Source organism: Halomonas sp. CnH100-B (assembly GCF_024124605.1).
In the GTDB taxonomy this organism is placed as follows: Bacteria; Pseudomonadota; Gammaproteobacteria; order Pseudomonadales; family Halomonadaceae; genus Vreelandella.
This window is the reverse complement of sequence record NZ_JAMXRX010000002.1, coordinates 1-22,362: the sequence shown is the minus strand read 5'-3', so window position 1 is coordinate 22,362 and position 22,362 is coordinate 1. Positions and strand designations below refer to the sequence as shown.

The following is a 22,362-nucleotide window of genomic DNA, read 5'->3' as shown; positions in this document are numbered from 1 at the left end:
GTGCCAAATTTTCAAAATTTATTGATAATAGCCGTTAATTCACGTTGATCGCCACGCCCCTACATTGGTCTAACGAACCTTGGTCTAAGGAGTTCTTATGGAGCACGATGCGCCGCGCCAAAACCTCGCGATTAGCGCCTACCACGCGCTAAAGCACGATATCATTCGCGGCCGTTACGCGCCGGAAGAGAAGCTCTTGATGAGCCGCTTAAAAGCGTATTACGGGGTGAGCACAGGGCCGCTGCGCGAAGCGCTTTCCCAACTGGTGGCCGACCGTTTAGTGGTAGCGATTAGCCAGCGCGGCTATCGGGTGGCGGCGATGTCGCTGGCCGAGCTGAACGATATCTACGATGCCCGCGCCCAGTTAGAAGGGTTGATTTTGCGCTTGGCGATCGAGCGCGGCGATGACGATTGGGAAGCGAACGTGCTGGCTACTGCCCACCGGTTGGCCAAGGTCACCGAGGTCAGTTCCCCCGATGAGCTGCTGGACGGCTGGGATTTACGCCACAAAGCATTCCACACCGCCATCGCCAGCGGCTGTAACTCGCCGCACCTGCTGCAAATGCGCGATACCCTCTTCGATCAGGTAGAGCGTTACCGCCACTTATGGCTGCAAGAGACCGTGATGTCGCCCCAAGCCCTTGACACCAAACGCCAGGAGCATGCCGCTTTGGTCGACGTGATTCTGGCGCGCAACGCCGAGCAAGCCGCCAACCTGATGCGTGACCATCTCATGACGCCGGTGCCGATCATTACCCGGGTGCTTCAAGCTCGTGGTATCGATTAAATTCTGCGTTTTAAAAAAATGTAGAAATTTTTAAATAACGGCGATACATTGGACGCAACAAGATCACTATTCGGAGTTCACGCCATGACACGCTTCAACTGGGACGACCCGCTACTGCTGGAAAGCCAGCTCACCGATGAAGAGCGCCAGATCCGCGATGCGGCTCACGACTATTGCCAGGAAAATCTGCAGCCACGCGTGCTCAGTGCCTTCCGTGAAGAGCGTTTTGATCGTCAGATCATGAACGAGATGGGCGAGCTGGGCCTCTTGGGCGCGACGGTTTCCCCGGAGTACGGCGGTGCAGGCGTGAACCACGTGGCCTACGGCCTGATTGCCCGCGAAGTAGAGCGTGTCGATTCCGGCTACCGCTCAGCCATGAGCGTGCAGTCGTCGCTGGTGATGTACCCCATTGAAGCCTACGGCTCTGAAGAGCAGAAGCAGAAGTACCTGCCCAAGCTGGCCAGCGGCGAGATGGTCGGCTGCTTTGGCCTGACCGAACCCGACCACGGCTCCGACCCAGGCTCCATGATCACCCGCGCGGAAAAGGTCGATGGCGGCTACCGCCTGACCGGCGCGAAAATGTGGATCACCAACAGCCCGATTGCCGATATTGCCGTGGTATGGGCGAAATCTGCCGCCCACGACAACCAGATTAAAGGCTTTATTGTTGAGCGCGGCACCGAAGGCTTCTCCACCCCGAAAATCGAAGGCAAAGTGTCGCTGCGTGCCTCGATCACCGGCGAGATCGTGCTGGACAACGCCTTCGTTCCTGAAGAGAACCTGCTGCCTAACGTTAGCGGCCTGAAAGGCCCCTTCGGCTGCTTGAACAAAGCCCGCTACGGCATTGCCTGGGGCGTGATGGGCACCGCCGAATTCTGCTGGCACGCTGCTCGCCAGTACACTCTGGACCGCAAGCAGTTTGGCCGCCCGCTCGCCGCCAACCAGCTCATTCAGAAAAAACTGGCCGATATGCAGACGGAGATCACCCTGGGCCTTCAAGCCGCTCTGCAGGTGGGTCGCTTGATGGACAGCGGCAACTGGGCACCGGAGATGATCTCGCTGATCAAGCGCAACAACTGCGGTAAAGCGCTGGATATCGCCCGCGTTTCCCGCGATATGCACGGCGGTAACGGCGTGTCTGACGAGTATGGCGTGATTCGTCACATGGTGAACCTGGAGTCCGTGAATACCTATGAAGGTACCCACGATGTGCACGCCCTGATTCTGGGCCGCGCGCAAACCGGCATTCAGTCCTTCTTCTAATCCATACCGACTAACGCATATTAACGAATCGATCACCACTCACGAGGCGCCCAATGAGCATAGCCGCAAAGCCCCTGGCAGGCATTAAAGTCCTCGATATCTCTCGGGTGCTGGCAGGCCCATGGTGCGGGCAGATGCTGGCCGACATGGGGGCCGAGGTGATCAAAATCGAGCGCCCCCAAAGCGGCGATGACACGCGCCACTGGGGGCCTCCGTGGCTCTCCGGCAGCACTGAATCGGCGTACTACCTGTGCGCCAATCGCGGTAAGCGCTCGGTGACGGTAGATATGGCCAAGCCCGAAGGCCAAGCGCTGATTAAACAGCTCGCCGCTCAGTCGGATGTGGTGCTGGAGAACTTCAAAGTTGGCGGGCTAAAGAAGTACGGTTTGGATTACGCCAGTTTAAAGGCGATTAACCCCGGCATTATTTACTGCTCGATCACCGGCTTTGGCCAGGAAAGCCCCTACGCCCACCGGGCGGGATATGACTTCATGATTCAAGCCATGGGCGGCATCATGAGCCTGACTGGCAAGCCGGATAGTGAGCCCGGTGGCGGCCCGGTCAAAAGCGGTGTGGCCTTTACCGATATCTTTACCGGCCTATATGCCGCCAACGCAGTGCTGGCCGCGCTCTACCAGCGCCGCGACACCGGCGAAGGCTGCCACATTGATTTGGCCCTGATGGATGTTCAGGTAGGCGTGCTGGCGAACCAGGCGCTGAACTACCTGACCTCTGGTCAGGTGCCTCAGCGGTTGGGCAACGCGCATCCCAATATCGTGCCCTACCAGGCGTTTGCCACGGCGGATGGTCATATGATCGTGGCGGTGGGCAACGACGAGCAGTTCAAGCGCTTCTGCCAAGTGATCGATCAGCCGCAGTTGGCGCAAGATGAACGCTTTGCCACCAACGGTAGCCGTGTGCAGCATCGCGAGACGCTGGTGCCAATGTTAGAACTCGCTTTAGCATCGCAGCCTACGGATACGTGGCTCTCAGCATTTGAAGCGGTGGGCGTGCCCTGCGGGCCAATCAACACCCTAGATCGCGTCTTCGACGACCCCCATGTGAAAGCCCGAGGCATAAAGCAAACGCTGCCCCATCGCCTGGCGGGAGAAGTGCACTTGGTGGCGAACCCGATTCGTATCAACGGCGAATCGATCAGCGCCAGTACCGCACCGCCAACCCTGGGCGAACACACGGACAGCGTGCTGGATGCCATCGGCATTACCGATGAACAGCGCCTGGCGCTGCGTCAAGCAGGCATCATTTAGGCCGCTCGAGGCATCACGCCGCTCTCCAAACGCCCTGCGGGGCGTTTTTCATTGGGGAATCCGCTCCCGCACTGCCCATAGTTCTCTATACAAAACCTATACAGAAAGAGCATGAGCGGCTAGACTGCGACTACGGCTTATTTCACTATTTGTTTAGAAAACACTCACATACTCAGGCTTTTGACGACATCAGTGCGCGGTATTTCTGCCACGCAAGCGAGCGCGAGCGAACACTTCAGGAGACGTTATGGGCAACTGCGCACGGGTGAACGGCACGTGTAAACGCTGTGAAGGGGAACTGCCTTTTGATTTCACGATGGCGTTCCAACCCATCGTCGATGTTCGGCTGGCCCGCGTGGTCACCCATGAAGCCTTGGTGCGGGGGATCAATGGCGAGTCTGCCTGGAGCGTCATTTCTCAAGTCACCGATGAGCTGCTCTACCGCTTCGATCAAGCTTGCCGCGTCAAAGCCATCGAGCTCGCCAGTGAGCTGGGTATGACCACGGATCTCTCCATCAACTTTCTGCCCAACGCGGTTTACGAGCCAGAAGCGTGCATTCAGGCCACGCTGGAAGTCTCCCAGCGGGTAGGCTGGCCGATGGACAAGCTGATTTTCGAGATTACCGAAACCGAGCGAGTGCGCGACCGGCAGCACCTGTGCAATATCATCGACGCTTACCGCACCATGGGGTTTAAAACGGCTCTCGACGACTTCGGTAACGGCTATGCCAACCTGGACCTGCTCACCGACCTTGCCCCGGACAAGCTGAAAATCGACCGCGAGCTGGTCATGCAGTGCGACCATGACCCCCGTCGCCAAGCACTGCTCAATGCCATTATTTTGCTCGCCGCCGAACTCGACATGACGCTGATTGCCGAAGGGGTAGAGACCCGAGCTGAAGCCCTATGGCTCGCCCGGGCGGGCATTACTCGCCAGCAGGGCTTTTATTACGCCAAACCCGCCATTGGCAAACTGGGCACCGAATTGACACCACTGCTTGAAGCGTTGCGGTCAGAGGCCCAGCTAAGCACGGAGAGCTGAATGACAAGCATGAGCACGGACCATCTCTACCAGTTGGTCAACCGTTCCAAACGCAATACGGAGAACGTGATCAAGACCGCACCACTGGGCATCTGCATTACCGACCCTCACGGGAATTTCGAGATGGTCAATCCGGCCTACTGCCAGTTCTACGGCTATCGGGAAGAGGAGCTGATCGGCCAGCACTTCACGCTCGTGGTGCCCGAAGCGTACCGCTCACACATGCGCCTGCTACACGATGACTTCATTCAAGGCGATGAAACCCATGAGCTTCGCCAAGAGTGGGAAGTGCGCTGTAAAAACGGCGAAACCCGCACCATCATCGCCGAAGCTGCCCGCATCGAGGGCGACGACGGTGCTTCTCGCAAGGTTACCTTCATCGTCGATATCACCCAGCGTAAGCTGCTCGAAGAGCGCTTGAAACAAGCCAACGAGCGCCTGGAATATTTGGCCCACCACGACGAACTCACCGGGCTGCTCAACCGTCGCCAAGGGCTCGCCAAGCTGGACGAAGCCCTAGAGCGCTGCCGCCGCTACGGCAATCAGCTCAGTATCGTGCTGTTCGATTTGGATGACTTCAAGAACATCAACGATACCTACGGCCACAGCACCGGCGACAGCGTGCTCCAAGAGCTGACCCGGGTCGTCAATCAACAGCTGCGGGAAACCGACTTCCAGGTCCGCCTGGGAGGCGAAGAGTTTTTGATCATCATGCCGGAGGTCGATGCGGATTCGGCGCATATTGCCATGGAGCGCATCCGCCAAAAGGTCGAGCAAACGCCTTACACCGAACATGAGCTGACCGTGACCCTATCGGCGGGCATCGCATGTTACATTGAAGCGTCGAGTACTCGAATGCTTGATCGCGCGGATAAAGCGATGTATCAGGCGAAACAAGCAGGGCGCAACCGGATTGTCATCGCATCGTCATCAGTGTGATCAACGCTATTGCGCACTATGCTAAAGCAACACCCTATCCTTAAAGGAGCTGAGTCATGAGCAATGCCGAGCTAAACGAACTAAAGCAGAAATACGTCGCTGCGGGCGCTGCAAGCCCCGCTACCGCCTTTGCGGATCGCGCCGAAAACGCTGAGATCTGGGACGCCGACGGCAACCGCTTTATCGACTTCGCTGGCGGCATCGGCGTCTTGAACGTAGGGCATCGTCACCCGAAAGTCGTGGCAGCCGTGAAAGCCCAGTTGGATAAGGTGATGCACACCTGCCAAACGGTCATGCCCTATGAAGGTTACGTCAAAGTGGCCGAGAAGCTGAGCCACATCGTCCCTGTACGTGGTCACGCCAAAGTCATGCTGGCGAACTCCGGTGCTGAAGCGCTGGAAAATGCGGTGAAGATCGCCCGCGCCGCTACCGGTCGCTCTAATGTCATCTGTTTTGACGGTGGCTACCATGGCCGTACCTTCTACACCATGGCGATGAACGGCAAGGTCGCCCCTTACCAAACCGATTTCGGCCCGATGCCGGGCACCGTCTTCCGTGCGCCCTACCCCGTGCCTTACCACGGCGTCAGCGAAGACGAAGCGATTCGCGGCCTGAAAATGGCGCTGAAAACCGACGCGAACCCGAAAGACACCGCTGCGATCATTCTTGAGCCGGTGCTGGGTGAAGGCGGTTTTTATCCCGCGCCGAAGAGCTTCCTCGAAAAGATCCGTGAGATTTGCGATGAGCACGGCATGCTGATGATCATCGACGAAGTGCAGTCGGGCTTTGGCCGTACCGGCAAGATGTTCGCCATCGAGCACAGCGGCGTGGAACCGGACATGATGACCATGGCCAAGAGTATGGCCGACGGCATGCCGATCTCTGCCGTCGTCGGCACCGACACCATCATGGACGCCTCTGGCCCGAACTCCCTAGGCGGCACCTACACCGGCAGCCCCACCGCCTGTGCGGCGGCGCTGGCGGTAATGGACGTCTTCGAAGAGGAGAACATCCTCGAGAAGAGCCAGGCACTGGGCGAAAAACTGGCCGCGCGCTTCAACGAGTGGCAGGGCAAGTTTGATTGCATCGACCACGTGCGCAACATGGGCGCCATGGCAGCATTTGAGCTGGTCAACAACAAAACCGACCGCACGCCGAACCCGGAACTGGCGGCAGCGCTGTGCAAGAAAGCCCGCGAAGAGGGCCTTATCCTGCTCTCGTGCGGTATGTACGGCAACACCATCCGCTTTTTGATGCCGGTCACCATCGAAGACGACGTGCTGAACGAAGGCCTGGATATCATCGAATCCTGCCTGGAATCGCTGATCTAAGCGCTCTGCACCACCCACAACGCCGCCCACTGGGCGGCGTTGTCGTTTTTATGCGTCTTATGTCGTTAGCGGAATAGGGGCGCCCGCCGATTCAACTCTCTTACCTGGTAAAGATCATGCAGATAGGCATCCAGCTTGAAGATCAGGACATTCAAGACCACCACGCCCCATATCGCCGATAGGATCATCACCGGCTGATTGACCCACGCGAACGCCGATACGTCGACTGAGTAGTGAATGGTATACACACTCATCGCCGCCAATAGCTGAACCAACCCACAGTTTGCGATCACCGCCAGAATGAACGCATTCCTGACGTTGATAGACGGCAAGCGCGTCTTGAACAACCGCAGATGACGCACGCGAACACCGCCCTCTCCTGCCTGATGCGGCGAAGGACGAGCGAGTTTTCTCTGACGGCGCAGAAGCGGCAGCCCATAGGCCGCTCGCCCCTCCTGAGAGAACGCAATGCGAAGGGCATCCATGTTAAATCCACGCCCAAAGATGCGCGTTGCCGCCTCTTCAAAGCGTGACGCATCGGCCTCATCCGACGACGTTTGCTGAGCGGCCGTGAGCGTATCCAGCTGCCTACTTTTATGACCCGAAAGCTTCACATCGTTAGGCGTATTGATATTGAAGTGCATTTGGTAAATCTGGTACCAAGCGGCTGTTACGCCCACGAATATCATCAAGAAAATCAGCACGGTTATCATTTATCTATCCTCATTCTTACTTATCCTTAAATCTACTTAGCCTCACACCCACTTATTCTCAAACCCACCTAGCCTCCCTCTTACTGACGGGTCGATCCTAAAAACCGCGTTTCGATGTTAGAGGAGATCGAAGGCTCATCTAACGCAGCAATGTGCAGCACCACCGGGTGGCTCGGCTGGGTCAACGCTGACGCGTCCGCATTGAGCGCCACGCGTAACTGCCTCGTTTCATTAGCGGCCAAGACGAATGTGTCAGCCCCTTGTAAACGCAGGCCGGGCAAGCCGGTGGCGGATAGCGCGTACTGGTGCTCCTTCGTATCTTGATTGCGCAGCGTCACGGTGTAGTAGTTGATAATGCGCCCCTCGGCCGTGCTTTCAAACAACGCCTGACGATCTCGGGCGACCTCTACATCTATAGGCACCCGGGCATTCAAGAAACCAATCAACAAAACCACCATAGAAAGCAGCGCCACCGTATAGGCCAACAGCTGAGGTCGCCAAAACCGCGTAGGTTTGCCCTCTAGCGCGCGCTCGGTGGTATAGCGAATCAGGCCCAGCGGCTTATCGATACGCGCCATCACGCTATCGCAGGCATCAATACACGCCGCGCAGCCAATACACTCATACTGCAGGCCATCACGAATATCGATCCCCGTGGGGCACACCTGCACGCACAGTTCGCAATCAATACAGCCCCCAACAGCCGCTTCCGCAACCTCTTTTCGGTGGCCACGACGGGGCTCACCACGGGCGGGATCGTAAGAAACAATCAGCGTATGGCTATCAAACATGGCCGACTGAAAGCGTGAATAGGGGCACATGTGCAGGCACACCTGATGGCGCAACCAGCCAGCGTTCAGGTAGGTAAACAGGGTAAAAAAGCCGATCCAGAACAGCGCCCAAGGGTGGACCTCGAGACTGAGTAGATCCCTTACGAGCTCACCCACCGGCGTAAAATAGCCCACGAAGGTGACGCCCGTTACCAATGCGATCAGTAGCCAAGCGGTATGTTTAGCGCCTTTTCGCCATAACGACCCCAGCGTGTTAGATGCGTTGTCGCGACGTATCCGACGGTGCCTTGGCCCCTCTAGACGGTGCTCGAACCAAATAAACAGAAACGTCCATACGCTTTGTGGGCAGCTATAGCCACACCACACTCGCCCCGCCGCCACCGTGATCAAAAACAGACCAAACGCGCACAGCACCAAAATCCAGGTCAGTAGAATAAAGTCTTGGGGATAAAACGTCGCCGCAAAGAGATGAAACTCCTGGGCAGAGAGGTCAAACCACACCATGGGGCGGTCACCCCACTGAAGCCAAGGCAAGCCCACATAAAGCGCTATCAGCAGCCAGTTGGAATAACGCCTTATGCGCTGAAAAAAGCCCTGTATTTCTCGCACATAGATATGCCCGGATTTAGAGGGCGAGCGACCCGTAGGTTTCGCCTGAGGCGAATGTTGTTCAACGGCTGCATCGGTGGTTAGGTCTTGCAGTGGAATGCGTTGCGTCATACCGATATCCAGAAAAGAGGGAGTGGCGATCTATACGGTCGAGGGGCGTCACCGAATGAGCCGCTACTATGCTCTCCCAGCCAACCACTAAAACAGATGCAGTTTTAGAGAAAAAAGCCGTATCAGTTTTGATATGCTTTTGATTGAGAGTATCGATTCTGTTGATCCCACTAAGCACCCGCGCCAAGCACCTGCAGGTTTATGCCATGAAACGCTATGAACAGTTTGCCGATGAGATAGCAACGCTGATTCGCCAAGGCGTACTGGGCCCAGGCGAGCGCATTCCGTCAGTGCGCCAAGCGAGCCGCCATCACGGCATTAGCCCCTCGACAGTGTTTCAGGCGTACTACTTGCTGGAAAACCAGGGGCTTATCAGTGCACGGGCGCGCTCGGGCTACTTTGTTCGTGAACATGCGCGGCGATTGACCAACGAACCCCGCGTCACGCTACACCCCACCGATCCAGCGGAAGTGAAGGTCAGCGAGCTAGTGTTTTCAGTGCTGGACTCACTGCAGGATGATCAAACGGTGCCTTTTGGCTCGGCTTTTCCTAGCCCTGAGCTGTTTCCACTCTCTCGCTTGAGTATCAGCATGACACGCGGCTTGCGGGCGCTTTCGCCCCAACAGGTGGTGGCCGATATGACCACCGGACATACCGACCTGTGCCGGCAGATTGCTCTGCGCTACATGCTGGGCGGCATTCAACTGCCGATGGACGAACTGGTGATTACCAATGGCGCAATGGAGGCGCTCAATCTAGCCCTACAGTGCGTGACCCAGCCGGGGGACTTGGTCGCGGTTGAGTCGCCTGCTTTTTATGCCAGCCTGCAGGTGTTGGAGCGGCTCAAACTGCGCGCGGTGGAAATTCCGGTTCACCCTCGGGAAGGGATTGACCTAGACGTGCTGGCAGAGCGATTGGCCACGCTGCCCATCAAAGCCTGCTGGTTTATGAGCCATCTGCAGAATCCCCTCGGCGCCAGCCTAAGCAACGAGCGCAAGCAGGTGCTTTACCAATTATTAAAGCAGCACCAAGTGCCCATGCTAGAGGATGACGTGTATGCCGAGCTCTATTTTGGCAGCACGCCACCCGCCCCCGTTAAGGCTTTTGATGATGAGGGCTTGGTGATTCACTGCAGCTCTTTCTCGAAGTGCTTGGCACCCGGCTATCGGGTGGGCTGGGTAGCGGGCGGGCGTTATGCCCAGGAGATCTCGCGGCTAAAACTAATGACCACCATTTCCCCCTCTATCCCCGCCCAGGCTGCCATTGCTGACTATTTACAACACGGTGGCTACGACCGCCATTTGCGCAAGCTTCGCCATGCCTTAGAAGCTCAACAAACCAGCATGCTGGCGGCAGCAGATCGCTACTTCCCAGCGCATACGCGCATCACCCGACCTGCGGGCGGTTATTTCCTTTGGGTGGAGTTTCCCGAACACGTGGATTCGCTGCAGCTGTTTCGCACAGCGCTCGACCATGGCGTTAGCCTCGCGCCAGGGCCCATTTTCTCCGCGACCCAACAGTTTCGCCACTGCATTCGCTTAAGCTATGGCCACCCCTGGACCCAGCGCAGCGAACGGGGGATGGAAACGCTAGGTAAGTTGTTGAGCCAGATCTAAGTCCAGTGGACACATTCCCAACGTAAACAAACGATGGCCCTAGATCATTGATTCCGCTCTATTGAAACCCTTTAAAGATATGTTATAACATAATCAAATACCGCCAATATGGAGAATGAGTCATGTTTGTACTTGCTAACCCGAAAATCAGCACGCTGGCCTTCAGCATTGCACTCCTGACCTGCGCTCAAGTCACCCAGGCCAATGACCATAATCACGACCATAGTCATGATCATGATCATGACCATAGCCACAGCGACGCGCACGCTCATGACCATGACCATGACCATTCGCATGATAACGATATCTATGCGGGCTACTTTGACGATGACCAAATTGCCGATCGCCCGCTTACCGATTGGGAAGGCGACTGGCAGTCCGTTTATCCTTATTTGTTGGACGGCACGTTAGACCCTGTTTTCGCCCATAAGGCCGAGGAGGGAGACAAAAGCGCCGAGGAGTACAAAGCGTACTACGATACCGGTTACGCCACTGATGTAGAGCGGATCGTCATCGATGGAAGCAGCGTCACCTTCTTTACCAACGGCGAGCCGATGACCGGCGACTACCACTACGATGGCTACGAGATTCTAAATTACGAAGCCGGCAACCGAGGTGTTCGCTTCATCTTCGAACTCGCAGAAGAAGCCGATGACGAACTCCCCCGCTACCTTCAGTTCAGCGACCACAGCATCTATCCGACGGCTGCACACCACTACCACCTGTACTGGGGAGATGATCGTGAGGCGCTGTTGGAGGAAGTGACCAACTGGCCAACCTACTACGCTTCATCGCTCAGTGGTGAAGAGATTGTCGATGAGATGCTGTCTCACTAATCTCACTCATTTTTTCCATGAGATACCCCTCCTTGAGCGCTGGCGGCCCCCGCCAGCGCTCTCATTTTATCCCCACCGTTTGCTACGCGCCGCGGCATGATGAGCGTGCAAGCTTTCAATGTGCTCCACTTTCATCTTGCTCCACTTTCATCTTGCTTCTGCCGAGAAAGCCCGTGAGTAGACGAATAGAAAGGAACGCTGAATCCTGCATACATCCAGCCCCCATCTAGCTTGGCACTCATGGTGCTCGTATTTTCCTGGCACTCTTCGCTTCGTTATAGCGCCTGGCAGTGGGCTTTCATATCCGCCTGCCAAGCTCATGGCTTACCGATCCTCTCACCGTCGTCAAGAGACTTACGCGGGATCGATGCTCATTAGCAGGCGTTTATGGCCATTTTCGAGTGCAGGGCTTCTATGCACCAACCCACGCTCTTCGCTGCCAACCCAGCCGCTGCCCTTGATCAAACCAATATCGCCGGGCGCAAGGCGTTGGATGGCGGCAGTGTCAGTGGCAATCTCGGGTTTATCGGGGTGCGGCGCCCCCAGCCCTGTACGATTGATGGCGTACTCCGGTAACCATTCGCTACCGGGCCCAACATAGGTCGTAACGAGGCGCACCGGCAGGTTGTCGCAGTGAAAGCGCGGGCACATGGCACTGTTAAGCAGGCGTAAGCGAAGACCGACGGTACGCGTCTCGAATAAAAAGGCCACCGCGTCGGCGATATAAGCGCTAGCGCGTGGCGACGAGCCGCCCCAAAGGCCCGCTGTCCGCCCGACTGATTTAGCGCATGGGAACCTTGTAAGTCTCTGGTGCAAGGCGCTGACGAAAAACGCGCCAAACGTGAGACGTCAGCGTTGCCAATGTGAATAGCAGGGCAGCCAGGGAGACGATGGTCGGGCCGGTGGGGGTATCCAGCAGGTAGGCGCTTTTGAGCCCTGTCACGACCGCCAGCATGGCGACCCCAACGGCTACCATCGCCATGGCTTCGGGCGTCCGGCAAAACGGGCGTGCGGTCGCGGCGGGGATGATCAATAGCGCGGCGATCAGCAAGACGCCCACGACTTTCAGCGCGACGGCCACCACCACGGCCAGTGCCAGGGTGAGCACTAACTGTTCACGACGCGGCTGAATGCCACTGGCGTAAGCCAGCTCCTCGCTGAGCGTCGCCGCCAGCAAAGGCGACCAGCGCCAGTACAGCAGTAGCAACACCAGCGCCACGCCACCGCTGATGACCCAAAGATCCTGTTTGCCAACGGCCAAAATATCGCCGAACAGATATGCGTGAAGGTCGATACGCACCCCGGTGAGAAACGACACGGCCACCAGCCCCACTGCCAGCGCCGAGTGAGCCATCACGCCGAGCAGCGTATCCATGGCGTAGCCACGACCGCTCAGTAAAGAGACACAGGTCGCCATCAGCAGTGCTACCGTCAGCACACCGAGGAAAATCGAGATATTCATCAACAGCGACAGCGCAACGCCCAGGATGGCCGCATGGGCCGTCGCGTCGCCAAAATACGCCATGCGTCGCCACACCACGAAGCAACCCAGCGGTGCGGCCGCCATGGCCACGAGCATGCCCGCCAACAGGGCGCGCCACATAAAATCATCCAGCATAGGCGGCCTCCTGAGACTGCTGATGATAGAGCGCCAGCGTTTGTGCGGCTTGATCACCGAACAGCGAGCGATAATCCTGCGTCGAGGCCACGTGCTCAGGCTTACCCTGGCAACAGACACAGCGATTGAGACAAAGCACGTGATCGGCGGTCTGCATCACCACGTGCAGGTCGTGACTGACCATCAGCACGGCGCAGCCGTAGGTGTGGCGAACGCGTTCGATATGGCGATAAAACGCCGCCGTTCCTCGGTGGTCGAGACCTTGCGTCGCCTCATCGAGAATCAAGATGTCGGGCTTGACCAGGAGCGCTCGCGCCAGCAGCACGCGCTGCAACTGCCCGCCAGACAAATCGCTCATATTGGCCTGCAAAAGCGCCTCGGCCCCGGCGTCTTTTAGCGCGCCGTCGATCTCTTGACGAGAATGGCGGCGCGGCAAGTTGATGAAGCGCTGGACCGTCATCGGCAGCGTCACATCCAAATGGAGCCGCTGGGGTACGTACCCAATGCGCTGTTGTGGAGCGAGGGTGACACTGCCCGAGGTGGGCTTCACCGCACCGATCAAGGTTTTCACCAGCGTCGATTTGCCCGAACCGTTAGGGCCGATTAACGTGAGCACCTGCTCACGAAACAGATCGAAGTGAATATTCTCGAGAATCTGCTGCCCACCGAAGCGAACGTTCAACTGACGAACGCTAAGTACCGCTTCACGATGGGGGGAAGATGCAAGTGACATCATAGCCATCCGCTCTTGACGTATTTGTTATGTTATAACATAAATATAAAGACAAGCGATACTCGAATGTCCCTCCTTGTCTCGTTCACTCACCCCCGTTTCATCAGGAGCTCCCATGCCATACCGCTTAACGTACTTCGCGCTGCCATTACTGACGGCCTTTCCCCTAGCAGCCTCGGCGGAAGTGCCTCGCGTCGCGGTAGATATTCCCCCGGTGTACTCGTTGGTGGCGACCGTCATGGGCGACGTGGGCACGCCCGAGCTGTTCATTCAGCCTGGCGCCTCTCCCCACGGCTATTCGCTGCGCCCCTCGGAAGCCAGCGCGCTGGACAGTGCGGATCTGGTGATATGGGTCAGCGATTCGCTCACCCCTTGGCTGGAAGGACCGGTAGAACATTTAGCGGGAGACGCACACCACCTAGAGCTGATGGACGTGCCCGGCATCACCACACTGGCATACCGCGAAGAAGCGACATTCACGCTGGATGAGGGGCAAGCTCACGAGCATAAGCATGACCATGAACATCCGCATGCCAAGTCTCATGACCACCACGATCACCAAGATCACCAAGATCACCAAGATCACCAAGATCACCACGGCCATCATCACAGCCATACCGGCACGAACCCGCACGCTTGGCTATCACCCTCGAACGCGCGCCAGTGGCTCACGGCGATCGCCGACCAGCTAAGCGACCTCGACCCGGATAACGCTGCCGCCTACCGTGACAATGCTGCACAAGGACAAGACGCGCTGATCGCGCTGGAACAAAAGCTTCAGGAGCGCCTCGCCCACAGCGCCGACACCCGCTTCATCGTGTTCCACGATGCCTACCAGTATTTCGAGGAAGCCTTTAACGTTCAGGCCGCGGGGGCCATTTCCATCGGCGACGCGTCTGCACCCAGCCCAGCACGCATCGAGGCGTTACAAACGCTGGTCAATGAAGAGAATATTCAGTGTGTCTTCAGCGAACCGCAGTTCAACCCGCAGATGGTCAACAACGTGTTTGGCGATACGTCAGCATACTTGGGCGTGATGGACCCTCTTGGCGTGGGCTTGACGCTGGATGCGGGACTGTATGCGGCGTTACTGGAGCAGCTAGCCGATGAGATAACGCGCTGCACGCGTGCTGAAAGTGCGTAATACTCGTCTCGTAAGTGATCAAAACGTAGCGCTGCGAATGGCGTGCTGCGCGCAGCGTTACGTTAGTCAGTAGGGGAAAGAAGTCGGGCTGGCATGGCTGACCAAGGAAAAAGCGTACATATGAAAAAAGCGGTTCTCGTCGCGTTTGGGATAGCGCTGCTCGCCCTCTTCGGCCTCGGTACAAGCCTTTACAGCACCCTGCAGGCGCCTGCCAGCGTCTCGGTGGTTAGCCCGATGGGCGGTTACGTCATCGAATCCGTGAGGGTAACCGGGCTGCTTGCTCCGTTGGGCGGCGTCGCTTACCTGCGCATCATCGACCGGCAAACGCCCTCGACCGTTTACCGCACGCCGCTTTTCGCCACGCAGCACATCGACTTCTCGAAAACATCGGAGGATAGCCGCTACCTGGACGCCATCGTTTGGGTGCGCTTCGATAAACAGGCGCAGCGTTTCTCCATCGGTATGCCGCAGTGGCGCGCTGATTGGCGCAACCGCTTCATCAGCAACACGCCCTTCGAGGCAGGTGGCAACGGCTAGGCTGGGTTGGATGACGTTAGGCCAGCCATGGAGGGATTTACCGGGGCCGCCGGTCACCCTCTAAAAAGTTAGCCGTAAACACGGCTTTGCCGTGGGTCTCGAACGACCATTTCATCACGTCGCTCAGTGCCGCCATTACCTCATCGAACTCGCCAAACACCTGGGTGCTCATTCGGTTGGGGTGAACTTCCAGCCCGGTGGCCTCTAAACGTTTGACCACCTCTTTCACCACGGGCTTGAAATCATCGGCCAGCGGGTAGTAGCTCAGCTGTACGGAAAGGTACATATCGTCTCCTTAATCGCCTCTATGGCTGCATTGCTTCTATGGCTGTACCGTTTGAAACTGCTGCCACGCGGCCAGTATCGCCGAGCGCGTCTCTTCTGGGTGCTCCATCGGGAACATGTGCGTGCCAGGCACCATACTCACCGGCAGCCCGCGTCGAGCGATGCGCTTGAGCCGTGAAGGTGTCATCAAGTGCGACTGCTGCCCCGCCACCAGTTGAATGGGTACGCCTACGCGCTGCGGCAAGTTGGAAAGGTGATCCGGCAGGTGGCGGAAAATCTCCAGCTCGATGCGCGGGTCAAAGGTCAGCTCGGCGCTACCGTCATCTAAAAGCCGCGTGCCTGCTTCAATGTAGTCGTTGAGCGCCTCAGGGGTAAAGCCACGAAACAAACCACGCCGCCGTAATGAGTTCGCCATCGCCTCACGGCTGGGCCACACGCTGCGCCGCCCTTTGGTTTTACCCGCCGGCGTAATGCGATCCATCAGCCCAAACCGCTTGGCCGCTTTCATCGCCCAGGCATCCGGCCCCAGCATCAGCGGCGGGTCGAGCATAATCACGCCACAAAAGCGCTCCGGCTGCTTGTCGGCGGCCATGGCCATCAGCGTGCCGCCCAGCGAATGCCCGACGCCCAGCAGCGGCGCGTCGGTATCGGGGAGGTAGCTAATCAGCTCCTCCACCAAGTTGCCCCAGTTGTGGTTCACCGGGTAATCCGGATGGTGGCCTAGCCGATCTAGCGGGTGTAAATCGAACGACTCTGCCAGCGGGTCTAACAGGCTGCGGTAGCTCAAACCGGGAAAGCCGTTGGCATGGGCAAACACTAAGCGGGGGCGTTGGGTGGCATCGGCAGGCATGGCAGGCTCGCGGTTAGGCTAACGGGAAGAAGCGCTATCTATCATACGTCTGTTTTAACGCGAGCACTGAAACCCGTCAATCCACCCAAGGATTAACAGGCTAATTAAAACAGCGAGAGCTGCTGGGCAGCGGTCTCTTCCGCCAAGCGGTAGCCCACCCCCAGCAGGCGCACGGGGCGCTCGCCCCTTGCCCATCCCACGTTCAGCAAGGTTTCGAACTGTTCCAAGTTGGGGGCGGGGTCGGCGTGTTCGACGGTGGTTTGAGTGAAGTCGTTGAATTTGATCTTCACCATTACTCCTCGCACGGCGGGTGCCGGGTCTAGGCGGGCGTAGCGGCGCTCTAAATCGCTAATCAGCTCGGGGAGCTGGCGGCGGCAGGCTTCCAGGGTGGGTAGGTCTTGGGAGTAGGTTAGCTCGGTGCTGATCGACTTGCGCTCGCGGTGGGTTTTAACGGGGCGCTCATCGCGCCCATGGCTGAGTTCATGCAGCCGATGGCCAAAGCGGCCAAAGCGCTCTACCAGCTCGGTAAGCGGCCGGGCGCGCAGATCCGCGCCGGTCTGAATGCCCAGCTCAGCCAGTTTTTCAGCGGTGCGCGGCCCTACCCCGTGGATTTTTTTCACCGGAAGCTGCTGCACGAAGGCGTCGATATCGTCTGGCGTGATGACAAATAGCCCATCGGGCTTGCGCCAGTCGCTGGCGATCTTGGCGAGAAACTTGTTGGGTGCCACGCCCGCCGAGACGGTAATGCCTACTTCCTGCTTCACCCGATGGCGAATGGCTTCAGCCATGCGGGTGGCGCTGCCGTGGTGAAGCGTGACCTCCGAGACATCCAGAAAGGCTTCATCCAGAGAGAGCGGCTCGATCAGTTCGGTGACATCGCGGTAGATAGCAAACACCTGGCGGGCAACATCTTTGTACTTCGCCATATCGCCACGAATCACCGTGAGGTGGGGGCAGCGTTTGAGCGCCTGAGCCATGGGCATGGCGGAGTGGATGCCGAACTTACGCGCCGGATAGTTGCAAGTAGCGACCACCCCGCGTTGCTCCACACTGCCGCCAATGGCAATGGGGATATCGGTTAACGCGGGGTTATCGCGCATCTCTACCGCCGCATAGAAGCAGTCACAGTCGCAGTGGATAATTTTGCGCACAGGCCGACCTTGCCTCCACCCTTAGCTGTAAAAAAGCACAGTTTATCACAGGGTGTGCAGCATTTACGTACCACAAAAGGTGCGCAACACCTGCTCGCTTTCCGTGGCCGGGGCGGCTAGGCGGCGCGCTTCTTCGGATTCATCAAAGGGCTGTGTGACCGCCGCGAGCAGCGTGTAAAAAGGCGCGAAATCACCCTCTACCGCCGCGTCGATGACCTCTTGAATGCGGTGGTTGCGGGGAATCACTACTGGATTGGCTTGGCGCATGGCCTCCAGGCGCTCACTCTGCTGGCTCGCTTGCTGGGCGTTTTCCCAGTCGGCCAGCCAAGCGGTCAGGCCGCCGGGCTGAGTGGTCAGCGCTAGCATCGCCTCTTTTTGGGAATGGGCTGACGAGTCCTTTCTCAGCGCTTGCGCATAGTGTGTTAGCGCGTCGAACGTCGCGGTCATGTCCATGCGGCCTTGATGCATCTGGATTTCCAGCGCTTCCATCAGCGGCGCGGCGCGGTCGCTTTCCGGGGCAAGGCCCAGCTTATTAGCGTGCAGGCGGCGCTGTTCGGCGCTAAAGCGCTGGGTGAAGCCACGAAGAACCTCGGTGGCCTGCTCTACCACGGCATCGCCCTCTTCACGCATGAGCGGCAGCAAGGTTTCGGCAAAGCGGGCCAGGTTCCACTGGGCAATGCCCGGCTGATTGTTGAAGGCGTAGCGCCTGCCCTGGTCAATGGAGCTGTATACCTTCTGTGGGTCGAACTGTTCCATAAACGCGCACGGGCCGTAATCGATGGTCTCACCGGCAATACTGCAGTTGTCGGTGTTCATCACCCCGTGAATAAAGCCCAAGCTCATCCAACGCGCCACCAGCGTCGCTTGGCGGGCGGTCACCGCCTCCAACAGCGCCAGGTACGGATCGTCAGCGTTAGCCGCCTTTGGGTAGTGGCGGGTAATCACATGGTCGGCCAGCGCTTTTAGCGCGTCTTCATCGCGGCGAACGGCGGCAAACTGGAACGTGCCCACGCGAATATGGCTGCTGGCTACGCGGGTCAGCACGGCCCCCGGCTCGGCCATTTGGCGCACCACGCGCTCACCGGTGGCGACGGCAGCCAGTGCGCGAGTGGTGGGTACGCCCACGGCGGCCATAAATTCACTCACCAGGTATTCCCGCAGCACCGGGCCAAGGGGTGAGCGGCCATCGCCACCGCGAGAAAACGGCGTGCGGCCGCTGCCTTTTAGCTGCACATCACGGCGTACTCCTTGCTGATCCACCACTTCGCCCAACAGCAGCGCGCGGCCATCGCCTAGCTGCGGCACGAAGTTACCGAACTGGTGCCCGGCGTAGCCCAGCGCTTTAGGCTCTGCACCCGGCGGCAGCTGGTTACCGCTGAACCACTGGGCCAGCGTGGCGTCGTCGGGCCGGGTTTGCATACCTAGCTGCGCGGCCAGGGCATCGTTGAACGCGATCAGGCTGGGCTGCGCCACGGGCGTAGGCTGGCAGGCCACCCATAGAGGCTCTGGCAGGGTGGCAAACTGGTGTTCAAAGGTCAGCACGGGCAACTCCGCTTTTCAATTAATGGCCTACAGAATACCCTAGCAGCTTACTCAAGTAATTGGCGATAGCATGCCGCAGAGAGACACGTTAACCCCTGTTAAGTTACCGATAGAGCAAGGGCCACTCACGCCCCTGCCCCAAACCTTCTACAACCGCGATACGCTGGAAGTCGCCCGAGACCTGCTGGGCTGCTGGCTAGTGCGCCAGCTCGATGGTGAGCTAATGGCCGCGCGCATTGTGGAAACCGAGGCCTACCGTGGTTCGGAAGATTCCGCTTGCCATGCCCACCGGCGCAGAACGCCACGCACCGAGGCGATGTTTGGCCCGCCCGGTCACGCCTACGTCTATTTGGTGTACGGCATGCACTGGCTGCTGAACGTGGTCACCCAGCCGGAAGGCAACCCCTGCGCGGTATTGATTCGAGCGGTAGAGCCGATGATCGGCGAGGCTGCCATGCGCGCATGGCGCAGCGTGGCGGGGCGTAATCTAAGCAACGGCCCCGGTAAACTGACTCTGGCACTGCGTATCGATAACGCCCTCTACGGCCACGATATGACGCAAAACGGCGATCAGGCGAACGGCCTGTGGATTACCTCCGGCGAGCCGCCCAGTACGATTGCCAGCGGCCCAAGAGTCGGCATCGATTACGCCCAACCCGCCGACCGCGACGCCCCCTGGCGGCTATGGAGCGAGGGCAACCCGTGGGTGTCGAAAGCGCGTTAAGCGCTCTTCAAGCACGCCACCGCTTGCTCCAACACCGGCGTTAGCGGCGCGCGCCATTGGTGAGTCAAAAACGCATCGGCACGGGTCACACCCAGCGAGAGCGATGCCACGGGCAGCCCCATGGCGTGGGCATCGCGGCAGAAGCGGTAGCCGGAATAGACCATCAACGACGTCCCCACTGCCAGCACCGCATCAGCTTGCTGCAGCGCCGCCTGGGCCGCCAACCGCCGCCCCGGGGGCACCACATCGCCGTAGTAGACCACCTGCGGTTTGAGGATGCCCTTGCAGCGGGGGCAGTCCAGCACTTTGAAGGTAGAGAAATCGGTTTCCAGATCCGCATCGCCATCCGGCGCGTGGCGGGCATCCAGCGCGGCAAAGGCAGGGTTCATGCGCGCCATTTCACTGTGCATGGCGTGACGCATCATTTGATAGCCGCACGCCATACAGGCCACCACGTCCGCCCTGCCGTGAAGATCGATCACCTTTTTCGAGCCCGCCCGCTGGTGCAGGCGATCCACGTTTTGAGTGACCAGCAACTCCACATGGCCCATGGCCTCCAGCTCTGCCAACGCCCGATGCGCCCCGCTCACTTGGGCTTCGCGCATGGCTTTGAAGCCCACCAGCGCCCGCGCCCAGTAGCGCTGGCGTACTGCAAAGGAGCTCATGAAATCACCGTGCTGCACCGGCGGCGGGCGCTTCCACTGGCCATCGGCATCGCGGTAATCGGGAATTCCGCTGTCGGTACTCACCCCTGCCCCGGTAATCACCCAGAGTTTGGGGTGGCGTTTGATGAAAGCGGCCAGTGCTTCCCCGGCCACCTGGCTGCTCTCGCGTTTTTCTGTACTTTCCACGGCCTGCGTCAATGGATCACCCTAGGCAATACTGCGACAAGTCAACGATACTGTATGACAATATAAGCACATGCAATGTGCCCTCGATAGCGGAGTAAGGAGCCTCTCATGCAGTGGGATCACGAGATTATTATTGTCGGTGGCGGCATGGTGGGCGCGGCCCTGGCGGCAAGGCTCGGCCAGGCGGGCATTTCCGTAGGACTCGTCGAGCGCGGCAGCGCCCCGAAACCCGCCAGCGGCGACTACGACCTGCGTATTTCATCGCTCAACGCCCGGTCGCTCGCGTTTGTGAAAGCCAGCGGCGCGATACTGCCCGGCGAGCGCTGCTGCCCGTTCCGGCATATCGATGTGGCGAATCAGGATGGCACCGGCCACTCCGTGTTCTCCGCCGAAGAGAGCGGCATGAACGACTTCGGTATTTTTATCGAAAACCGCGCTTTGCAGTACGCACTGTGGCAGCGCCTGGAAGAACTGCCCAGCGTGACCTGCTATACCCAGTGCGCCCCGCTGAGCACCATGGCAGCCACCACCGCCCGCATGCTAGAGCTGGATAACGGCAAAACCCTAAGCGCCCGGCTGATTGTAGGGGCCGACGGTGCGCGCTCTACGCTGCGCGAGCTGGCAGGCATTGGCGTGACCAGCCACGACTACCACCAGCGAGCGATGATTATTAACGTCGAGACCGAGCTGCCCCAGCAGGACGTTAGCTGGCAGTGTTTTACCCCCAAAGGGCCGATTGCCATGCTGCCGCTGCCCGGCCAGCGCGCCTCGCTGGTGTGGTACGACAGCAATGAAGCCACCAAAGCCCGCGAACAGCTCTCCGACAACGCGCTCCAGCACGCCATCGAAACCACCTTCCCCCAACGCCTGGGCAAGCTCACCCGTATTGTGGCGAGGGCCAGCTTCCCCATTAAGCGCCAGCACGCCAAGCGCTACATCGGCAAACGCCTCGCGCTGATTGGCGACGCCGCCCACGTAGTGCATCCGCTGGCCGGGCAAGGGTTGAACATCGGCCTACACGACGCCGACACCCTGGCCGAGCTGATCATCAAAGGCCGCGACCCCGGCGACCACATCAGCCTGCACCGCTTCGAATGCCAGCGCCGCCTGGCCAACCAAGCGATGATTGCCGCCACCGATAGCTTCCACCACCTGTTCACCGGCGCAAAACCGCTGCGCCAACTGGGCGATCTCAGCCTGCACTTGGCCGAGCGAGTGCCTTTTGCTAAACGTATGATGATGCAGCAAGCCAATGGGTTGAATCCGTTTAAGTTCGGCTAAAAGCAGCGGAGCGTTTTGCCGCTCCGCTGCTTTTAGCCATAACCCCACTTTTTGTAAGCGATCTCTTAAAATCTTGTAAGACATTGCTTACTTACCTGTAAGAGATAGTCACTTCTTACTGATCTGGGGTTGCCCTTCCTTACTCTCCCGTTATCCTCACTGTTTCTCATTAGCGGTTGATGATCCAAGGAGGATGGGCATGGCACTCAGCAACGGACTGCACTTTACCGTGACGCTACCCGGCATTGACGAGATCGCCGTGGTCGACTTCACCCACCGTGAAGCCCTCTCCCAGCCCTTCGAGCTGGCTCTGAATCTAGCCAGCCGCGACGGCAACCTG

22 protein-coding genes are annotated in these 22,362 nt (G+C 58.7%); 12 read left to right on the top strand and 10 right to left on the bottom strand.

Going from position 1 to position 22,362, the window contains the following annotated elements; genetic code table 11:
- Positions 1 to 97 precede the first annotated feature (97 nt).
- The 6 genes from csiR to gabT all read left to right on the top strand — a co-directional run bounded on the left by csiR (position 98) and on the right by gabT (position 6,630).
- Positions 98 to 787: a DNA-binding transcriptional regulator CsiR gene (gene csiR / locus NH398_RS03690; RefSeq protein ID WP_253016619.1), complete on the top strand. Its 690-nt coding sequence runs from the start codon at positions 98 to 100 to the stop codon at positions 785 to 787.
- A gap of 84 nt (positions 788 to 871) precedes the next feature.
- Positions 872 to 2,050 (top strand): acyl-CoA dehydrogenase, encoded by a 1,179-nt coding sequence (locus NH398_RS03685; RefSeq protein ID WP_253016617.1) that lies wholly within the window; start codon positions 872 to 874, stop codon positions 2,048 to 2,050.
- A gap of 53 nt (positions 2,051 to 2,103) precedes the next feature.
- A complete protein-coding gene (locus tag NH398_RS03680) occupies positions 2,104 to 3,318 on the top strand; it encodes a CaiB/BaiF CoA-transferase family protein (protein ID WP_253016616.1) in 1,215 nt (404 codons plus the stop codon).
- 247 nt (positions 3,319 to 3,565) lie between these two features.
- Complete coding sequence (locus NH398_RS03675) at positions 3,566 to 4,360, top strand: EAL domain-containing protein (RefSeq protein ID WP_159341227.1); 795 nt, start codon at positions 3,566 to 3,568, stop codon at positions 4,358 to 4,360.
- Positions 4,361 to 5,299, top strand: a complete 939-nt coding sequence (locus NH398_RS03670) for a sensor domain-containing diguanylate cyclase (protein WP_253016614.1) — start codon at positions 4,361 to 4,363, stop codon at positions 5,297 to 5,299.
- A gap of 56 nt (positions 5,300 to 5,355) precedes the next feature.
- Positions 5,356 to 6,630 (top strand): 4-aminobutyrate--2-oxoglutarate transaminase, encoded by a 1,275-nt coding sequence (gene gabT / locus NH398_RS03665; protein WP_159341225.1) that lies wholly within the window; start codon positions 5,356 to 5,358, stop codon positions 6,628 to 6,630.
- Between the two features lie 65 nt (positions 6,631 to 6,695).
- Here the strand turns inward: gabT and NH398_RS03660 are convergent, their stop codons facing one another.
- Positions 6,696 to 7,343 carry a hypothetical protein gene (locus tag NH398_RS03660; protein ID WP_253016612.1) on the bottom strand — a complete coding sequence of 216 codons (648 nt, stop codon included), beginning with the start codon at positions 7,341 to 7,343 and terminating at the stop codon, positions 6,696 to 6,698.
- An 80-nt stretch (positions 7,344 to 7,423) separates the two neighbouring features.
- On the bottom strand, positions 7,424 to 8,854 hold the full coding sequence (gene ccoG / locus NH398_RS03655) for a cytochrome c oxidase accessory protein CcoG (RefSeq protein WP_253016610.1): 1,431 nt from the start codon (positions 8,852 to 8,854) through the stop codon (positions 7,424 to 7,426).
- Positions 8,855 to 9,060: 206 nt separating this feature from the next.
- Here ccoG and mapR point away from each other — a divergent pair, with 206 nt between their 5' ends.
- Together mapR and NH398_RS03645 are read left to right on the top strand one after the other, a co-directional pair.
- On the top strand, positions 9,061 to 10,470 hold the full coding sequence (gene mapR / locus NH398_RS03650; RefSeq protein WP_253016609.1) for a GntR family transcriptional regulator MpaR: 1,410 nt from the start codon (positions 9,061 to 9,063) through the stop codon (positions 10,468 to 10,470).
- Positions 10,471 to 10,592: 122 nt separating this feature from the next.
- A complete protein-coding gene (locus NH398_RS03645; protein ID WP_253016607.1) occupies positions 10,593 to 11,306 on the top strand; it encodes a metal-binding protein ZinT in 714 nt (237 codons plus the stop codon).
- Positions 11,307 to 11,660: 354 nt separating this feature from the next.
- Here NH398_RS03645 and NH398_RS03640 read toward each other — a convergent pair whose 3' ends face one another.
- The 3 genes from NH398_RS03640 to NH398_RS03630 all read right to left on the bottom strand — a co-directional run bounded on the left by NH398_RS03640 (position 11,661) and on the right by NH398_RS03630 (position 13,660).
- Positions 11,661 to 12,017, bottom strand: coding sequence for a DUF1826 domain-containing protein (locus NH398_RS03640; RefSeq protein WP_366070047.1), 357 nt, complete (start codon positions 12,015 to 12,017; stop codon positions 11,661 to 11,663).
- A 70-nt stretch (positions 12,018 to 12,087) separates the two neighbouring features.
- On the bottom strand, positions 12,088 to 12,924 hold the full coding sequence (locus NH398_RS03635) for a metal ABC transporter permease (RefSeq protein WP_253016605.1): 837 nt from the start codon (positions 12,922 to 12,924) through the stop codon (positions 12,088 to 12,090).
- Entirely contained in the window at positions 12,914 to 13,660 is a 747-nt protein-coding gene (locus NH398_RS03630; protein WP_253016603.1) for a metal ABC transporter ATP-binding protein, read from the bottom strand. Before NH398_RS03630 ends, NH398_RS03635 begins: the two co-directional genes overlap by 11 nt.
- Positions 13,661 to 13,772: 112 nt before the next feature.
- Here NH398_RS03630 and NH398_RS03625 point away from each other — a divergent pair, with 112 nt between their 5' ends.
- Positions 13,773 to 14,801 carry a zinc ABC transporter substrate-binding protein gene (locus NH398_RS03625; RefSeq protein ID WP_253016601.1) on the top strand — a complete coding sequence of 343 codons (1,029 nt, stop codon included), beginning with the start codon at positions 13,773 to 13,775 and terminating at the stop codon, positions 14,799 to 14,801.
- Positions 14,802 to 14,921: 120 nt separating this feature from the next.
- On the top strand, positions 14,922 to 15,338 hold the full coding sequence (locus NH398_RS03620) for a hypothetical protein (protein ID WP_159341218.1): 417 nt from the start codon (positions 14,922 to 14,924) through the stop codon (positions 15,336 to 15,338).
- 37 nt (positions 15,339 to 15,375) lie between these two features.
- On the opposite strand, the gene NH398_RS03615 is transcribed toward NH398_RS03620, so the two are convergent.
- The 4 genes from NH398_RS03615 to NH398_RS03600 form a co-directional block, all read right to left on the bottom strand.
- Entirely contained in the window at positions 15,376 to 15,624 is a 249-nt protein-coding gene (locus tag NH398_RS03615; RefSeq protein WP_008958845.1) for a YkoF family thiamine/hydroxymethylpyrimidine-binding protein, read from the bottom strand.
- A gap of 36 nt (positions 15,625 to 15,660) precedes the next feature.
- On the bottom strand, positions 15,661 to 16,473 hold the full coding sequence (locus NH398_RS03610) for an alpha/beta hydrolase (RefSeq protein ID WP_253016599.1): 813 nt from the start codon (positions 16,471 to 16,473) through the stop codon (positions 15,661 to 15,663).
- Between the two features lie 104 nt (positions 16,474 to 16,577).
- On the bottom strand, positions 16,578 to 17,624 hold the full coding sequence (gene dinB / locus NH398_RS03605) for a DNA polymerase IV (RefSeq protein WP_253016597.1): 1,047 nt from the start codon (positions 17,622 to 17,624) through the stop codon (positions 16,578 to 16,580).
- 63 nt (positions 17,625 to 17,687) lie between these two features.
- A complete protein-coding gene (locus tag NH398_RS03600) occupies positions 17,688 to 19,166 on the bottom strand; it encodes a protein adenylyltransferase SelO (protein ID WP_253016585.1) in 1,479 nt (492 codons plus the stop codon).
- Between the two features lie 70 nt (positions 19,167 to 19,236).
- Here NH398_RS03600 and NH398_RS03595 point away from each other — a divergent pair, with 70 nt between their 5' ends.
- Complete coding sequence (locus tag NH398_RS03595; protein WP_253016583.1) at positions 19,237 to 19,890, top strand: DNA-3-methyladenine glycosylase; 654 nt, start codon at positions 19,237 to 19,239, stop codon at positions 19,888 to 19,890.
- Here NH398_RS03595 and NH398_RS03590 read toward each other — a convergent pair.
- Positions 19,887 to 20,741, bottom strand: a complete 855-nt coding sequence (locus NH398_RS03590; protein WP_253016581.1) for an NAD-dependent protein deacetylase — start codon at positions 20,739 to 20,741, stop codon at positions 19,887 to 19,889. The genes NH398_RS03595 and NH398_RS03590 overlap by 4 nt on opposite strands.
- A gap of 108 nt (positions 20,742 to 20,849) precedes the next feature.
- Here NH398_RS03590 and NH398_RS03585 point away from each other — a divergent pair, with 108 nt between their 5' ends.
- The gene (locus NH398_RS03585) at positions 20,850 to 22,022 is read left to right on the top strand and encodes a UbiH/UbiF/VisC/COQ6 family ubiquinone biosynthesis hydroxylase (RefSeq protein ID WP_253016579.1); all 1,173 of its coding nucleotides are present in this window, start codon (positions 20,850 to 20,852) and stop codon (positions 22,020 to 22,022) included.
- The last annotated feature ends 340 nt before the right edge of the window (positions 22,023 to 22,362 follow it).

Coding starts and splice junctions, on each gene's coding strand:
- NH398_RS03630 (WP_253016603.1), bottom strand. CDS start 13,660: ATGATGTCACTTGCATCTTCCCCCCATCGTGAAGCGGTACTTAGCGTT.
- NH398_RS03610 (WP_253016599.1), bottom strand. CDS start 16,473: ATGCCTGCCGATGCCACCCAACGCCCCCGCTTAGTGTTTGCCCATGCC.
- NH398_RS03620 (WP_159341218.1), top strand. CDS start 14,922: ATGAAAAAAGCGGTTCTCGTCGCGTTTGGGATAGCGCTGCTCGCCCTC.
- NH398_RS03635 (WP_253016605.1), bottom strand. CDS start 12,924: ATGCTGGATGATTTTATGTGGCGCGCCCTGTTGGCGGGCATGCTCGTG.
- ccoG (WP_253016610.1), bottom strand. CDS start 8,854: ATGACGCAACGCATTCCACTGCAAGACCTAACCACCGATGCAGCCGTT.
- NH398_RS03595 (WP_253016583.1), top strand. CDS start 19,237: ATGCCGCAGAGAGACACGTTAACCCCTGTTAAGTTACCGATAGAGCAA.
- csiR (WP_253016619.1), top strand. CDS start 98: ATGGAGCACGATGCGCCGCGCCAAAACCTCGCGATTAGCGCCTACCAC.
- NH398_RS03615 (WP_008958845.1), bottom strand. CDS start 15,624: ATGTACCTTTCCGTACAGCTGAGCTACTACCCGCTGGCCGATGATTTC.
- NH398_RS03625 (WP_253016601.1), top strand. CDS start 13,773: ATGCCATACCGCTTAACGTACTTCGCGCTGCCATTACTGACGGCCTTT.
- NH398_RS03645 (WP_253016607.1), top strand. CDS start 10,593: ATGTTTGTACTTGCTAACCCGAAAATCAGCACGCTGGCCTTCAGCATT.
- gabT (WP_159341225.1), top strand. CDS start 5,356: ATGAGCAATGCCGAGCTAAACGAACTAAAGCAGAAATACGTCGCTGCG.
- NH398_RS03680 (WP_253016616.1), top strand. CDS start 2,104: ATGAGCATAGCCGCAAAGCCCCTGGCAGGCATTAAAGTCCTCGATATC.
- NH398_RS03675 (WP_159341227.1), top strand. CDS start 3,566: ATGGGCAACTGCGCACGGGTGAACGGCACGTGTAAACGCTGTGAAGGG.
- NH398_RS03670 (WP_253016614.1), top strand. CDS start 4,361: ATGACAAGCATGAGCACGGACCATCTCTACCAGTTGGTCAACCGTTCC.
- NH398_RS03685 (WP_253016617.1), top strand. CDS start 872: ATGACACGCTTCAACTGGGACGACCCGCTACTGCTGGAAAGCCAGCTC.
- NH398_RS03660 (WP_253016612.1), bottom strand. CDS start 7,343: ATGATAACCGTGCTGATTTTCTTGATGATATTCGTGGGCGTAACAGCC.
- NH398_RS03585 (WP_253016579.1), top strand. CDS start 20,850: ATGCAGTGGGATCACGAGATTATTATTGTCGGTGGCGGCATGGTGGGC.
- mapR (WP_253016609.1), top strand. CDS start 9,061: ATGAAACGCTATGAACAGTTTGCCGATGAGATAGCAACGCTGATTCGC.